Raw genomic sequence first — 13992 nt, 5'->3', positions numbered from 1 at the left:
GCGGGTCAGCCCGCGAGGCCCACCACCAGCCAGATGAAGGCCGCCCCGGCGACCGTGCACAGCAGCGTGGAGCGGGCCGGGTGCTCATGGTGGGCCTCGGGGAGGATCTCGGCGGCGGCGAGGTACAGGAGTACGCCGCCGAAGAGGCCGAGATAGCAGCCGAGCAGTTGCTCCGGAATGGTGAAGAAGAGCGTCGAGGCGGCACCCACCACGGGAGCCGCCGCGTCCGCGAACAGCATCGTGAGCGCCTTGCGGCGGGCGTTCCCGTACAGGCTCGTGATCGTGTACGTGTTGAAGCCGTCCGCGAAGTCGTGGGCGATGACCGCGAGCGCGACGGCCAGGCCCATGCCGCCGCCCACCTGGAAGGCGGCGCCGATCGCGACGCCGTCCATGGCGCTGTGGCCGACCATCGCGGCAGCCGCCGTGAGGCCGACCTCGGGCGCCCGCCCGCCGTTCTCCGCACCGCCGTGCGCGGCCTGGCGGGCGGCGAGCAGACGCTCCACCAGGTGCGCGAGCAGAAAGCCCGCCACGAACAGCAGCAGCGCGGCCGGTACGCCGAAGATCTCGTCGCCCGCCGCGTGCAGCGCCTCCGGCAGCAGATCCAGGCCGACCACGCCCAGCATCAGCCCGCCGGCCAGGCCCAGGACCAGGTGGCGGCGGTCGGTCACGCGCTGTGCCGTCCAGCCGCCGGCCAGCGTCATCAGGAACGCGCCGAGCGCGACGAAGACCGCCATACGCCCTTGCTATCCGATCAACCCCCGTTCACGCACGTCCAACGGCTGATCACGCACTGACTTGTTGCTTTTGCTCGTAAGAGACGGGGCCTGAGAGCCCGCTCGTAAGAGTTGTGAGAGAGGACCGAATTCCATGGCCGATGCCCCCACCGGCAAGGTGACCATCGTCGGTGCCGGCCCCGGCGCCGCCGACCTGCTGACGTTCCGTGCCGCGCGCGCCATCGCCGAGGCCGACGTCGTGATCTGGGCGGCCAGCCTGGTGCAGGCGGAGGTCCTCGACCACGCGCGCGAGGGCGCGGAGATCCTGGACTCGGCGACCATGTCCCTGGAGGACGTCGTCGCCGTGTACGAGCGGGCCGCGACCGAGGGGCTGAAGGTCGCCCGGATCCACTCCGGCGACCCGGCCCTGTGGGGCGGCACCCAGGAGCAGCTCGACCGGTGCGCGGAGATCGACGTCGAGACCGAGATCATCCCCGGCGTCTCCTCCTTCTCCGCCGTCGCCGCGCTCGCGCAGCGCGAGCTGACCATTCCCGAGGTCGCGCAGTCCGTCATCCTCACCCGGCTGGGCGGCGGCAAGACGCCGATGCCGCCCGGCGAGGAGGTGCGGGAGTTCGCCCGGCACGGCACGACCATGGCGCTGTTCCTGTCGGCGGCGCGCAGCGGGCAGCTCGTGCGGGAGTTGCTGGAGGGCGGCTATCCGACCTCGACGCCGGTCGTGGTCGCGTACCAGGCGACCTGGCCGGAGGAGCTGATCGTGCGGTGCACGATCGAGACGCTCGAGGAGACGGTCAAGGAGCACAAGCTCTGGAAGCACACGCTGTTCCTGGTCGGCCCGGCCCTCGACGCGAGCGGCACCCGCTCGCACCTCTACCACCCCGGCCACTTCCACGGCTTCCGCAAGGCCGACCCGCAGGCGCGCGCCGAGCTGCGCGCGGCGCGGAAGGGCAGTCCGTCGTGATCACCGTCGTCGGTACGGGGACGGGGGCGCCCCTGTCCCGGGACGCCGAGTCCGCCCTTGCCGAGGCCGGGCTCGTGGTGGGCGCCCGGCGGCATCTGGAGGCCGCGCGGCCGCCGGACGCGGCGGAGCGGATCGTGCTCGGGCCGCTCGCTCCCGCCCTGGACGCGATCGAGCGACACGTGGAAAAGGCGGAGAAGCCCCAGGAGGGGCAGCGGGTGGTCGTGCTCGCCTCCGGGGACCCCGGGTTCTTCGGGATCGTGCGGGCGCTGGCCGAGCGCTTCGGCGCCGACCGGCTGGACGTACGGCCGGGTGTGTCGTCCGTCGCCACCGCCTTCGCGCGGCTCGGGCTGCCCTGGGACGACGCGGTCGTGGTGAGCGCCCACGGGCGTGACCTGCGGACCGCCCTGCACGCCTGCCGGTCGCACCCGAAGGTGGCGGTGCTGACCGGCCCCGGCGCCGGGCCCGCCGAACTGGGCGCCGGCCTCGCCTACCGCTCCGGCGAGCGCGTCTTCGTCGTCGCGAGCGCCCTGGGCGACCCCGAGCACGAGCGCGTGGAGCGGGTCACGCCCGCCGAGGCCGCGGCCCGCGACTGGGGATCCGCGGTGAGTGTCGTGCTGTGCCTGGACGAGTCGCGCGCTCTGGCACCGGCCCGCACGGTCGCCGGACCGCCTTCGGGGCCCGACCGCTGGGCCCTGGACGAGGCCGAGTTCACGCACCGGGACTCGATGATCACCAAGTTCGAGGTACGGGCGCTGGCGCTGGCCCGGATCGGTCCGCGGCTCGGCGATCTGATCTGGGACGTGGGCGCGGGGTCCGGTTCGGTCGCCGTCGAGTGCGCGCGGTTCGGCGCCGCCGTCACCGCGATCGAGAAGACGCGGGACGGAGTGGACCGGATCCGCGCCAACGCCGCCGCGCACGGCGTGGACGTGCACGTCGTGCACGGGGCGGCGCCCACCGTACTGACCGATCTGACGGACCCCGACGCCGTGTTCATCGGCGGCGGCGGCCGCGAGCTGCCCGCCATCGTCATGGCCTGCGCGCGGCGCGCCCGGCGGTCGGTCGTGGTGGCCATGGCCGCGCTCGACCGGGTCCCGGCGGCCCGGGACGCGCTCATCGGCGCCGGGTTCGACTGCGACGGCGTGCTGCTCCAGTCGTCGCGGCTCGCACCGCTGCCGGGCGAGGTCAGCCGGCTCGCGGCCACCAACCCCGTGTTCCTGCTGTGGGGCGTACGGCTCCCGGCACCCGGTTCCAGCAGCCCCAGTGCTGCCGGTAGTTCGAGCAGTTCGAGCAGTTCCAGTGAAGGAGTCTCCCTGTGATCGGCCTCATCTCCGCGACTGCGGCGGGCGCCGCGGCCCGTGACCGGTTGGTCGCGGCCTGGCCCGCCCGCACCCGGGTCTACGACGGCCCGGTACGGGACGCCGTCGAGCGCGCCTTCGCGGAGTGCGAGCAGCTCGTGTGCTTCCTCGCCACGGGGGCCGTGGTGCGGCTGGTCGCGCCGCTGCTCGGCGACAAGACGTCCGACCCCGGCGTCGTGTGCGTCGACGAGGCGGGCCGGTTCGCGGTGTCCCTGGTCGGCGGCCACGGCGGTGGCGCCAACGAACTCGCCCGCGAGGTGGGTGAGTTGCTCGGCGCCGAGCCGGTGGTGACCACGGCGACCGACGCGGTGGGCGTGCCGGGCCTGGACACGCTGGGCTTCCCGGTCGAGGGCGATGTCGCCGGGGTGACCCGGGCACTGCTCGACGGTGAACCGGTCGCCCTGGACGCCGAGTTGGCGTGGCCGCTGCCTCCACTACCGGTCGCGGATCACGGGGCGTACATGATTCGCGTCACCGATCGGCTCGTGCAGCCCGCAGAACAGGAGGTCGTGCTGCGGCCGCCGTCCCTCGTCGTCGGGGTCGGCGCCTCCAAGGGCGCTCCCGTGGGCGAGGTGTCGGGGCTCGTCGAGGCCGCCCTGCGGGACGCGGGGCTGTCCGTGCGGTCCGTCGCCGAGCTGGCGACCGTCGACGCGAAGGCCGAGGAGCCCGGCATCGTCGGGGCGGCCGAGCGGCTCGGGGTGCCCGTGGTGACGTACACCGCCGAGGAGTTGGCTGCCGTCGACGTCCCGAACCCCTCGGACGCGCCGCTCGCCGCCGTGGGCACACCGTCCGTGGCGGAGGCCGCCGCCTTGGTGCGCGGGGGTGAACTCCTCGTGCCCAAGCGGAAGTCGGAGCGTGCGGAGGGGCCCGCGATGGCGACCTGCGCAGTCGTACGGCGGACGGCGCGCGGCCGGTTGGCCGTCGTCGGGCTCGGCCCCGGCGCACGCGATCTGCTCACGCCGCGCGCCAAGGAGGAGCTGCGGCGGGCCTCGGTGCTCGTCGGGCTCGACCAGTACGTCGACCAGATCCGCGATCTGCTGCGCCCCGGCACCCGGATCCTGGAATCGGGGCTGGGCGCGGAGGAGGAGCGGGCGCGTACGGCGGTGGCCGAGGCGCGGCGCGGACAGGCCGTGGCGCTGATCGGCAGCGGTGACGCGGGCGTGTACGCGATGGCGTCGCCCGCGCTCGCGGAGGCGTCCGACGACATCGACGTGGTCGGCGTGCCCGGCGTCACGGCGGCGCTCGCGGCCGGGGCGATCCTGGGCGCGCCGCTCGGCCACGACCACGTGTCGATCAGCCTCTCCGACCTGCACACTCCCTGGGAGGTCATCGAGCGGCGGGTGCGGGCCGCCGCGGAGGCCGACATCGTCGTGACGTTCTACAACCCGCGCAGCCGGGGCCGCGACTGGCAGCTCCCGAAGGCCCTCGCGATCCTCGCCGGGCACCGGGAGCCGACGACGCCGGTGGGTGTCGTGCGCAACGCCTCGCGGGCGGATGAATCCAGCCGTCTCACCACGCTGGCAGGACTCGATCCGGCGACGGTGGACATGATGACGGTCGTGACCGTGGGCAACACGGCGACCCGTGAGATCGCCGGGCGCATGGTGACACCGCGCGGCTACCGCTGGCAGGAGGAGCCCAAGTGACCCAGGTGAGCCAAGTCGGCCCGGCGAGCGCGGAGTTCGCGCCCGAGCAGCGGGTCGTGCACCCCATCGAGCAGGAGTCCTTCCGGCGGCTGCGCGCCCGCCTGGACACCGCGCACTTCGCGCCGCTGACGCGCGCGGTCGTGGAGCGGGTCATCCACTCCGCGGCCGACCTCGACTACGCGGCCGACCTCGTCACCGACGAGGGCGCGCTGGAGAGGGCGCACGCGGCCCTGCACGGCGGCGCGCCGGTCGTCGTGGACGTCGAGATGGTGGCCGCCGGGATCACCCGGCGCGACACCGTCTGCCGTCTCAGGGACGCCAGGTCCGGCCCGGGGCTGACCCGTTCGGCGCACGCGATCCGGCTCGCCTACGAGCAGGTCGGGCCCGGCGCTCTCTGGGTGATCGGCTGCGCGCCGACCGCCCTGGAGGAACTCCTCACCCTGAACGCCGATCCGGCGCTCGTCATCGGTCTGCCTGTCGGTTTCGTCGGCGCGGCCGAGTCCAAGGCCGCGCTGCGCGAGAGCGGGCTGCCCGCTGTCAGCAACGTGTCCGAGAAGGGCGGTTCCGCGGTCGCCGCGGCCGCACTCAACGCCCTCCTGTACCACCCCGTATCCGCCTCCAAGGAGCTTTCGTGACTACCCCTCCCCCCGCCCTGCTCGTCGCCGGCCACGGCACCCGGGACGAGGCCGGAGCCGAGGCCTTCCGTGACTTCGTACGGGAGTTGGGGCGCCGTCACCCCGAACTGCCCGTCGCGGGCGGCTTCATCGAGCTGTCCCCGCCGCCGCTGGGTGACGCCGTCGCCGAGCTCGTGGAGCGGGGCGTACGCCGGTTCGCGGCCGTTCCGCTGATGCTGGTGTCCGCCGGACACGCCAAGGGAGACATCCCGGCGGCGCTGTCCCGCGAGAAGGAGCGGCACCCCGGCATCTCGTACACGTACGGCCGCCCGCTGGGCCCGCACCCGTCGCTGCTGAACGTGCTGGAGCGGCGGCTCGACGAGGCGCTGGGCGGCGGGGCCCGCACCCCCGAGGACCGGGCCGACGTGACCGTGCTGCTGGTCGGCCGCGGCTCCACCGACCCGGACGCCAACGCCGAGGTGCACAAGGCGGCGCGGCTGCTGTGGGAGGGCCGGGGGTACGCGGGCGTGGAGACGGCGTTCGTGTCGCTGGCCGCGCCGGACGTGCCGTCGGGGCTGGACCGCTGCGTCAAGCTGGGCGCGCGCCGCATCGTCGTCCTGCCGTACTTCCTGTTCACCGGGATCCTCCCGGACCGGGTGCGGCAGCAGACCGAGGGCTGGGCGGCCGCCCACCCGGAGGTCGAGGTGCGCTCCGCCGATGTCATCGGCCCGGAGCCGGAGCTGCTCGACCTGGTGATGGAGCGCTACCGCGAGGCGGTCAAGGGCGACCTGCGGATGAACTGCGACTCGTGCGTGTACCGCATCGCGCTGCCCGGCTTCGAGGACAAGGTCGGCCTGCCGCAGCAGCCGCACTTCCACCCGGACGACGACGGCCATCACCACGGGCATGGACACGGGCACCACGGGCATGCGCACTCCCATGCGCACTGAGGGAGTCGAGGACCCGGACGGGGAGATCGGCAGCGCGCACGATCTTCGCCACCACGGGGACGCTGAAGTGCGGGACGAGGGGTCCGCGCTGGTCGATCTCGCCGTGAACGTCCGCGCGGACACGCCTCCGGTGTGGCTGCGCGAGCGGATCGCCGAGTCGCTGGGCGGTCTCGCCGCGTACCCCGACGGGCGGGCCGCGCGGGCCGCGGTGGCGGCGCGGCACGGGCTGCCCGTGGAGCGGGTGCTGCTCACCGCGGGTTCCGCGGAGGCCTTCGTCCTGCTGGCCCGCGCCCTGAAGGTCCGCCGGCCGGTGGTCGTGCACCCACAGTTCACCGAGCCCGAGGCCGCCCTGCGGGACGCCGGGCACACCGTCGACCGGGTGCTGCTCCGTGCGGAGGACGGCTTCCGGCTCGACCCTGCGGACGTCCCCGAGGAGGCCGACCTGGTCGTGATCGGCAACCCGACCAATCCGACGTCGGTCCTGCATCCGGCCGCGTCCATCGCCTCACTCGCCCGGCCCTGGCGGACGTTGGTGGTCGACGAGGCGTTCCTGGACGCGGTGCCGGGTGAGCGGGAAGCCCTTGCCGGGCGGGTGGATGTGCCCGGTCTGGTGGTGTTGCGCAGTCTCACGAAGACATGGGGTCTCGCGGGGTTGCGGATCGGGTACGTCCTGGCTGCGCCGGAGACGGTGGCGGAGTTGGAGCGGGCGCAGCCGTTGTGGCCGGTGTCCACGCCCGCGTTGGCGGCGGCGGAGGTGTGCATGTCCCCTCGGGCTCTCGCGGAGGCTGCGCACGCGGCGCACCGTGCGGCTGCGGATCGTGCGCATCTCGTGGCGGGGCTGCGGGAGTTCGACTCCGACGGGTTGCAGGTCGTCGAGCCTGCCGAGGGGCCGTTCGTGCTCGTACGGCTCCCTCGGGCGGCGGCCGTCCGCGGCCACCTCCGCACCCTCGGCTTCGCCGTGCGGCGCGGGGACACGTTCCCCGGGCTGGGGAACGAGTGGCTACGCCTCGCGGTCAGGGACCGGGCCACGGTGAATCGGTTCTTGCAGGCGTTGGATCGGGCGGTCACTTTGGCGGGAGGGTGAGTGGGGGCGGGGGCCGGGGGCCCTACGGGGTTTTCGCCCCCTCCGCCCCTACCCGACCCGAACCTGGGGGCTGCGCCCCCAGACCCCCGCTATCGGCCTGAACGGCCTCGTCCTCAAACGCCGGACGGGCTATTCAGCCCGTCCGGCGTTTGAGGACGAGCGCGTCAGCGCGATGCAGGGGGAAAGGGGGCGCAGCCCCCAGGACAACGGGAAGGGTAGGGGCGGAGGGGGCGAAGAAAGCCCCCGGTCAGCCGCGGCCCCGGCGCGCCAGCAGCACCGCTCCCCCACCGCCCGCGAGCAGCACCACCGCACCGCCGGCGATGTACGGCGTCATCGACGACCCCCCGGTCTCGGCGAGCCCCGCCTGCGCGGGCTCGCCCTGCGGCCGCACATCGGCCGCGGGGTCGGCGCCCGGCGCGGTCTTCGCCTCCACGACCGGGGCTTCGCAGGTGGCCGCCGCCAACGTCACCGTCCCCTCCACCTCGGCGACGTTCAGCTTCAACGGGTTGATGGAGACCTTGAGTTCGAGTGCGGAGGCGGCCGCCGTACGGGTGGTGGTCTGCGTCTTGGAGAGGTCGAGGCGGACCTCTCCGACGCCGGGCACCTTCACCTCGGTGGGGCCGCCGACGCTCAGGGTCACCTTCTTGCCGAGGACGGTGACCGAGCCCAGCAGGTTCGCGGAGGCGACGGGCTTCTTGCCCGCCTCGCACGTCGCCTTCGAGGTCACCTGCTCGACCTCGATGAGCGAGAGGAGCGGCAGCCCGGGGACATGGAGCGCCGCGTGGGCGAGGTGCGTGGAGCCCTCGGCCCTGGTCGAGGTGACGGTCGCGTGCGCGGTGGCGACGTCCGCGCGCAGGACGCTGAAGGGCTTTCCGCCGTCGACACCGTCCAACTGGGCGGAGAGCGCGGTCTTCTCGGCGCTGGCCGGAGCCTGCACCTCGTTGAGCGAGAGCGCGAGCGGGACGTTCACGGACTTGTTGAGCAGGGACACGTCGAGCCCGGTGCGCAGCACGACGGCGCTCGCGCGACCGTGGTCGGTGGTCGCGTGGGCGGAGCCCGCACCGGCCAGCACAGCGGGACCCGCGGTGAGGACGGTGGCAGCCGCTGCGGCTGCGAAACGGCGTGCGGGCATGCGGAAGTTGTTGCTGTTCAAGGGTGGGACCCCCATAAGAGAAAAGCTTGGGACCCGCAAAGAATTACGCACTCAGAGTGAACAGTCAGCAATCCTGTGTGACTTCACCCCATCGTGGGGTTTCCGTGAACCTTTTCGATTCTCCCGGCACGGATGTTCCCCGGCATCACTCCCGTACCCCCTTCTGTGCGAGGGCGCCGGTTGACGCCCCGGCACACGAAACGGAGTGCACAACGACGCGTTTCGGCCAGGGGTAACGCTCCGTCAACGCGAGTCCCATGCGGCGTCAGCTCACGACCCGCCCGTTCAGCACCACCCGGCTCGGTGCCGCGAGCACCCGTACGTCCGCCCGCGGGTCCCCGTCGTAGACCACGAGGTCCGCGGGTGCCCCCTCGTCGAGGCCCGGGCGGCCCAGCCACCGGCGGGCGCCCCACGCGGTGGCGGACAGCGCCTCGACGGGCGGGATCCCGGCGGTGACGAGTTCGGCGACCTCACCGGCGACGAGGCCATGCGCGAGAGAGCCGCCCGCGTCGGTGCCGACGTAGACGGGGATCCCGGCGTCGTAGGCGGCACGCACGGTGTCGTAGCGCCGCTCGTGCAGTCGCCGCATGTGCTGCGACCAGCGCGGGAACTTCGCCTCGCCGCCGGCCGCGAGCTGCGGGAAGGTCGCGATGTTCACGAGGGTGGGGACGATGGCGACACCGCGCTCGGCGAAGAGCGGGATGGTCTCCTCGGTCAGGCCGGTCGCGTGCTCGATGCAGTCGATGCCCGCCTCGACCAGGTCCCGCAGGGACTCCTCGGCGAAGCAGTGCGCGGTCACCCGCGCGCCCAGCCGGTGCGCCTCGGCGATCGCGGCCTCGACAGCCCCGCGGGGCCAGCAGGCGCCCAGGTCGCCCGTGCCGCGGTCGAGCCAGTCGCCCACCAGCTTCACCCAGCCGTCGCCGCGCCGGGCCTCCTGGGCGACGTACGCGACGAGGTCCTCGGGCTCGATCTCCCAGGCGTAGTTGCGGATGTAGCGGCGGGTGCGGGCGATGTGGCGGCCCGCACGGATGATCTTCGGGAGGTCCTCGCGGTCGTCGATCCAGCGGGTGTCGGACGGTGAGCCCGCGTCCCGGATGAGCAGGGTGCCGGCCTCGCGGTCGGTCAGGGCCTGCTTCTCGGAGACGTCGTCCGGGACCGGGCCGTGCGAGTCGAGGCCGACATGGCAGTGCGCGTCGACAAGGCCGGGCAGCGTCCAGCCCTCGACGGTGCGGACGTCGCGGGCGCCGGCGGGGCGCTCGTAGGAGATTCTCCCGCCGACGACCCAGAGTTCGTCCCGGATGTCGTCGGGTCCGACGAGCACCCGTCCCTTCACGTGCAGCACCGTGCGATCGCTCATACGGGGAACTTTAGTGAGCGGGGTTCCCCTCGTCCTTTCCGACCTGGTCCGACGTCTCCTCCTCCACGTCCGCCATGGCGGGGTCGAGGAGCCGGGACAGGAAGTGCCGGGTGCGCTCGTGGGCCGGGTTGCCGATCACCTGTGCCGGGTTGCCGTCCTCGACGATCACGCCGCCGTCCATGAAGAGGACGCGGTCGGCGACCTCGCGCGCGAACGTCATCTCGTGCGTCACGACCATCATCGTCATGCCCTCGTTCGCGAGCATCCGCATGACCGCGAGGACGTCGCCGACGAGTTCCGGGTCGAGCGCGGAGGTGGGCTCGTCGAAGAGCATCACCCCGGGGCCCATCGACAGCGAGCGCGCGATCGCCACGCGCTGCTGCTGGCCGCCGGAGAGGGAGGCGGGGTAGGCGTCCGCCTTCTCCGACAGGCCCACGCGCTCCAGGTTCTCGGCGGCCACCTTCGCGGCTTCCGCCTTGTCCCGCCGAAGCACCCGGCGCTGCGGCAGCGTGAGGTTCTCGGTCACCGTGAGGTGCGGGAAGAGGTTGAACTGCTGGAAGACCATGCCGATACGGCGGCGTACGGCGTCGATGTCGACGTCGGGGTCGGTGAGTTCGGTGCCGCCGACGAAGACCTGGCCCTTGGTGGGCTCCTCCAGGAGGTTCACGCAGCGCAGCAGCGTCGACTTGCCGGAGCCGGACGGGCCGATGACGCACACCACCTCGCCCTGTCCGATCTCCAGGTCGATGCCGCGCAGCACCTCGTTGTCGCCGAAGGACTTGTGCAGGTCCCGTACTTCGATCTCGGGTCGGCTCATGTCACGGCCTCCTGGGCCTTCGCCTCCAGGCGGCGTACGACGAAGCCGAGCGGGACCGTCACCAGCAGGTAGCACAGGCCGGCGACGAGGATCGGCGTGGAGTTGGCGGTCGTACTGGCCAGGTCGCGACCGTACTTGGACAGGTCGCGCTCCTCCAGGGTGACGCCGAGGAGCAGGACCAGGGAGGAGTCCTTGAAGAGGATCACGAACTCGTTGGTCAGCGGCGGGAGAATGATCCGGAACGCCTGCGGGATGATGATCGAGATCATGGCCCGGGCGGGCGAGAAGCCGAGCGAACGGGCCGCCTCCATCTGCCCCTTGGGCACCGCCTGGATGCCGGCGCGGAACGTCTCCGCCAGGTACGCGGCCCCGACCAGGCCGAGTGCGATGGCGGCCTTGCCGTAGGTCCCGCCGACGATCTCCGTGCCCGGGAAGGCCAGCGGGACGCCCACGCCGATGAAGATGAAGATCAGCAGGGCGGGCAGGCCACGGAAGATCTCGATGTAGACACCGGCGACCCAGCGGTAGGGGCCGACCGACGACAGCCGCATCAGCGCGACCACCAGGCCGACCACCAGCGCGAAGACGAACCCCGACACGGTGTACAGCACGGTGTTCTTCAGCGCCAGCGTGATGACGTCCGGGAACATCTGGCGCGCGATGTCCTTCTGCGCGAACTGGTTCTGCAGCCGGTCCCAGTCGGCCCCGAACGCGAACGCGAGCACGGCGGCGACGAAGACGACGTACTGCACAGCACGCGACAGGCGGCGCTTCTGACGCCGGGTCAGGCCCTTCTTCCTCGGCTGGAGTTGTACGTCGGTCGAGGTCATGAGGCAGACGGGGAAGCCGCGGTCTCGCTGTACGGGCCGATCCACTTCTCGTACAGCTTCTTGTAAGTGCCGTCGGCCTTGGCGTCTCCCAGAGCCTTGTTGATGGCGGCCACGAGCTTGGTGTTGCCCTTCTTCACCGTGAAGCCGTACTGCTCACCGGTGTTGAGGTTGTCCACCACCTTGAAGGCACTCGCGTTGGCCTTGTCCTTCAACCAGCCCTGGACGACCGGGTAGTCGATGATGACGGCCTTGACCTGGCCGGTGCGCAGTCCGTTGAGGACGGCGTCGGAGGACTCGAAGGAGACCGGGTCGAAGCCCTTGCTCTTGGCGTAGTCCTCGCCGGTGGTCTGCGCCTGCGCGCCGAGCTTCGCGCCCTTGGACTTCACGTCGGCAAGGGAGTTGATGCCGCTCTTCTTGTCGACCAGGACGGCCTGGGTGGCATCGAAGTACGGGTCGGAGAAGTCGACGTTCTTCTTGCGCTCGGCGGTGATGGTCATGCCGGCCGCGGCCAGGTCGCACTCGCCGGAGTTGAGGAACGCGCCCGTCTTGAAGTTCTCGAAGGGCGTGTCGAGGACCACCTGCTTCACGCCGAGGTCCTTGGCGACGAGGTCGATGAGCGACACGTCGAAGCCCTGCACCTTGCCGTCGATCTCCGACTGGAAGGGCGGGTAGGGGAGGTGGGTGCAGGTGGTGAGCTGACCGCCCTTGACGAGCGTGACGCCGCCCGCCGCGGTCTTCTTGCCGCCCCCGTCGTCCGAGGTACAGCCGGCCACGAGCAGCAGCCCGGCCGTCGCGGTGGTGGCGGCCAGAATGCGTGTCCGGCGTCCGAGGACCGTGTTCACGGGGACCTCCTGTGAGGGAACTGAGGGTTCCGATTATAAGGATTTGTTTGAGTCCCTCAAATCAATCCCATGGTTGCTGAGCCGTATGGCCTCAGAACTCGGCGGTCCGAAGGGGCTGGGGAGCGCCGGTTACGCTCTGATCCGTCGATCTGACTGGATCCGACCGTCGATCCCGTGAGCGAAGAGAGCACCGCCGTGACCCACCCCTTCCTGGACCTGGCGCCGCTGAGCGCCGCGCACTTCGCCGCCATCGAGGACCGTGTGGCGCGACTGCTCTCCACCGAGCAGGACGTCGTGATCATGCAGGGCGAGGCGCTGCTGCCCCTGGAGGGCGCCATCCGCGCGACCGCCGGACCCGGCACGACGGCGCTCAATGTCATCACCGGCCCGTACGGGCAGACCTTCGGGAACTGGCTGCGGGACTGCGGGGCGACCGTGATCGACCTGGCGGTGCCCTTCCACACGGCGGTCACGGCCGCGCAGGTCCGGGAGGCGTTCGCCGCGCACCCGGAGATCGACTTCGTGTCGCTGGTGCACGCGGAGGCGGCGACCGGGAACACCAACCCCGTCGCGGAGATCGGTGAGGTCGTACGGGAGCACGGCGCCCTCTTCTACCTCGACGCGGTCGCCTCGATCGGGGCCGAGCCCGTGCTGCCGGACGCGTGGGGTGTCGACCTGTGCGTGATCGGGGCGCAGAAGGCGATGGGCGGGCCCGCGGGCGTGTCGGCGGTGTCCGTGAGCGAGCGGGCCTGGGCGCGGATGGCCGCCAATCCCGCCGCCCCGCGACGGTCCTACCTCTCGCTCCTCGACTGGAAGGAGCGGTGGGTCGACGGCGGCCGCAAGACGCTGCTGCATGCGCCGGCGCAGCTGGAGATGCTGGCGCTGGAGGCGTGCGTCGAGCGGATCGAGAGCGAGGGGGCGGCCGCGGTGATGGCCCGCCACGCCTCGGCCGCCGCGGCCACCCGGGCGGGGGCGCTCGCGCTGGGCGGCGGGCTTGAGCCGTATGTGTACGAGGCGGTGGACGCGGCGCCCGTCGCCACGACGCTGCGGGCGCCGGTCGGCGTCGACGCGTCCGATCTGGTCGCGCGGGCGCTGGCCGCGGATCCGGTGCTGCCGCTGGTGGCGGGGGGCGGGGCGCTCGCGAAGGAGATGATCCGCGTGAACCACTACGGCCCCGATGCGACCCGGGGTGTCGTGCACTCCTGCCTGGCGGCACTGGGCGCCGCGCTGGCCGAGGCGGGGGTGGCGGTCGACCTGGAGGGGGCACGGCGCACGGTGGCGGAGGTCTGGGTGTAGGGGGTTCGGTCGCACCAACGGCCCGTCCCCAAATTCCGGACGGGCCAAAACTCCCGACCCCTGCCCGACAGGAATTCATTCACCTTCTTCACACGCTTATCCGCATATTGAATGAGCGTAGCTTCCCGTATTCTTCTGCCCGCTTTCTTCGCCCCTAAACGCAAAGATTTCGCGAACGCCAACCGACGTAATTCGGGCAGGTCTCATGGCGGTTACATGCCTGTGACGCACTCCACAGGGTGACCGCTTTCGCCCCTATTTTCCGGGCAAAACGGTATCAATGGATACCCCGCCGCGCGGCTGGGCGCGCCCGCGTGATAACACACGAGGGCTTCGCACGTAACCCCGTACGGCGA

The 13992-nt window shown here is 72.1% G+C and carries 13 protein-coding genes; 7 read left to right on the top strand and 6 right to left on the bottom strand.

The features are described from left to right. Positions 1-5 precede the first annotated feature (5 nt). Positions 6-734 carry a ZIP family metal transporter gene (locus tag AB5J56_RS34580; protein WP_369238591.1) on the bottom strand — a complete coding sequence of 243 codons (729 nt, stop codon included), beginning with the start codon at positions 732-734 and terminating at the stop codon, positions 6-8. Between the two features lie 133 nt (positions 735-867). On the opposite strand from AB5J56_RS34580, the gene cobM reads away from it, so the two are divergent. From cobM to cobC, 6 genes are read left to right on the top strand one after another with little or no spacing between them, the layout of a single operon-like run. Then, entirely contained in the window at positions 868-1692 is an 825-nt protein-coding gene (cobM, locus tag AB5J56_RS34575; RefSeq protein WP_369238589.1) for a precorrin-4 C(11)-methyltransferase, read from the top strand. After that, the gene (cbiE, locus tag AB5J56_RS34570; RefSeq protein ID WP_369238587.1) at positions 1689-3008 is read left to right on the top strand and encodes a precorrin-6y C5,15-methyltransferase (decarboxylating) subunit CbiE; all 1320 of its coding nucleotides are present in this window, start codon (positions 1689-1691) and stop codon (positions 3006-3008) included. The genes cobM and cbiE overlap by 4 nt, the downstream gene beginning before the upstream one ends. Next, on the top strand, positions 3005-4693 hold the full coding sequence (gene cobJ / locus AB5J56_RS34565) for a precorrin-3B C(17)-methyltransferase (protein WP_369238585.1): 1689 nt from the start codon (positions 3005-3007) through the stop codon (positions 4691-4693). The genes cbiE and cobJ overlap by 4 nt, the downstream gene beginning before the upstream one ends. Positions 4694-4698: 5 nt before the next feature. Continuing rightward, positions 4699-5328 (top strand): precorrin-8X methylmutase, encoded by a 630-nt coding sequence (locus AB5J56_RS34560; protein ID WP_369242974.1) that lies wholly within the window; start codon positions 4699-4701, stop codon positions 5326-5328. Continuing rightward, entirely contained in the window at positions 5325-6257 is a 933-nt protein-coding gene (locus tag AB5J56_RS34555) for a sirohydrochlorin chelatase (protein ID WP_369238583.1), read from the top strand. The genes AB5J56_RS34560 and AB5J56_RS34555 overlap by 4 nt, the downstream gene beginning before the upstream one ends. Beyond that, a complete protein-coding gene (gene cobC / locus AB5J56_RS34550; protein ID WP_369238581.1) occupies positions 6247-7341 on the top strand; it encodes an Rv2231c family pyridoxal phosphate-dependent protein CobC in 1095 nt (364 codons plus the stop codon). Before AB5J56_RS34555 ends, cobC begins: the two co-directional genes overlap by 11 nt. A 247-nt stretch (positions 7342-7588) precedes the next feature. Here cobC and AB5J56_RS34545 read toward each other — a convergent pair whose 3' ends face one another. The 5 genes from AB5J56_RS34545 to AB5J56_RS34525 all read right to left on the bottom strand — a co-directional run bounded on the left by AB5J56_RS34545 (position 7589) and on the right by AB5J56_RS34525 (position 12340). Then, positions 7589-8494: an SCO1860 family LAETG-anchored protein gene (locus AB5J56_RS34545; RefSeq protein WP_369238579.1), complete on the bottom strand. Its 906-nt coding sequence runs from the start codon at positions 8492-8494 to the stop codon at positions 7589-7591. A gap of 265 nt (positions 8495-8759) precedes the next feature. Then, a complete protein-coding gene (locus AB5J56_RS34540) occupies positions 8760-9851 on the bottom strand; it encodes an amidohydrolase family protein (protein WP_369238577.1) in 1092 nt (363 codons plus the stop codon). A gap of 10 nt (positions 9852-9861) precedes the next feature. Continuing rightward, positions 9862-10668 (bottom strand): amino acid ABC transporter ATP-binding protein, encoded by an 807-nt coding sequence (locus tag AB5J56_RS34535; RefSeq protein ID WP_369238575.1) that lies wholly within the window; start codon positions 10666-10668, stop codon positions 9862-9864. Beyond that, positions 10665-11498: an amino acid ABC transporter permease gene (locus AB5J56_RS34530; protein WP_369238573.1), complete on the bottom strand. Its 834-nt coding sequence runs from the start codon at positions 11496-11498 to the stop codon at positions 10665-10667. Before AB5J56_RS34530 ends, AB5J56_RS34535 begins: the two co-directional genes overlap by 4 nt. Further along, entirely contained in the window at positions 11495-12340 is an 846-nt protein-coding gene (locus AB5J56_RS34525) for a transporter substrate-binding domain-containing protein (protein ID WP_369238571.1), read from the bottom strand. The genes AB5J56_RS34530 and AB5J56_RS34525 overlap by 4 nt, the downstream gene beginning before the upstream one ends. A 195-nt stretch (positions 12341-12535) precedes the next feature. Between AB5J56_RS34525 and AB5J56_RS34520 the strand changes: the two genes are divergently transcribed. Beyond that, entirely contained in the window at positions 12536-13636 is a 1101-nt protein-coding gene (locus AB5J56_RS34520) for an alanine--glyoxylate aminotransferase family protein (RefSeq protein WP_369242972.1), read from the top strand. The last annotated feature ends 356 nt before the right edge of the window (positions 13637-13992 follow it).

Origin of the sequence: Streptomyces sp. R21, from assembly GCF_041051975.1 — a bacterium.
In the GTDB taxonomy this organism is placed as follows: Bacteria; Actinomycetota; Actinomycetes; order Streptomycetales; family Streptomycetaceae; genus Streptomyces.
This window is presented reverse-complemented; position numbering and strand designations above follow the sequence as displayed.

Excerpts from the sequence above, each read along its gene's own strand:
- AB5J56_RS34580 (WP_369238591.1), bottom strand. The coding sequence starts at position 734 with ATGGCGGTCTTCGTCGCGCTCGGCGCGTTCCTGATGACGCTGGCCGGC.
- AB5J56_RS34540 (WP_369238577.1), bottom strand. The coding sequence starts at position 9,851 with ATGAGCGATCGCACGGTGCTGCACGTGAAGGGACGGGTGCTCGTCGGA.
- AB5J56_RS34530 (WP_369238573.1), bottom strand. The coding sequence starts at position 11,498 with ATGACCTCGACCGACGTACAACTCCAGCCGAGGAAGAAGGGCCTGACC.
- cobM (WP_369238589.1), top strand. The coding sequence starts at position 868 with ATGGCCGATGCCCCCACCGGCAAGGTGACCATCGTCGGTGCCGGCCCC.
- AB5J56_RS34535 (WP_369238575.1), bottom strand. The coding sequence starts at position 10,668 with ATGAGCCGACCCGAGATCGAAGTACGGGACCTGCACAAGTCCTTCGGC.
- cobC (WP_369238581.1), top strand. The coding sequence starts at position 6,247 with ATGCGCACTGAGGGAGTCGAGGACCCGGACGGGGAGATCGGCAGCGCG.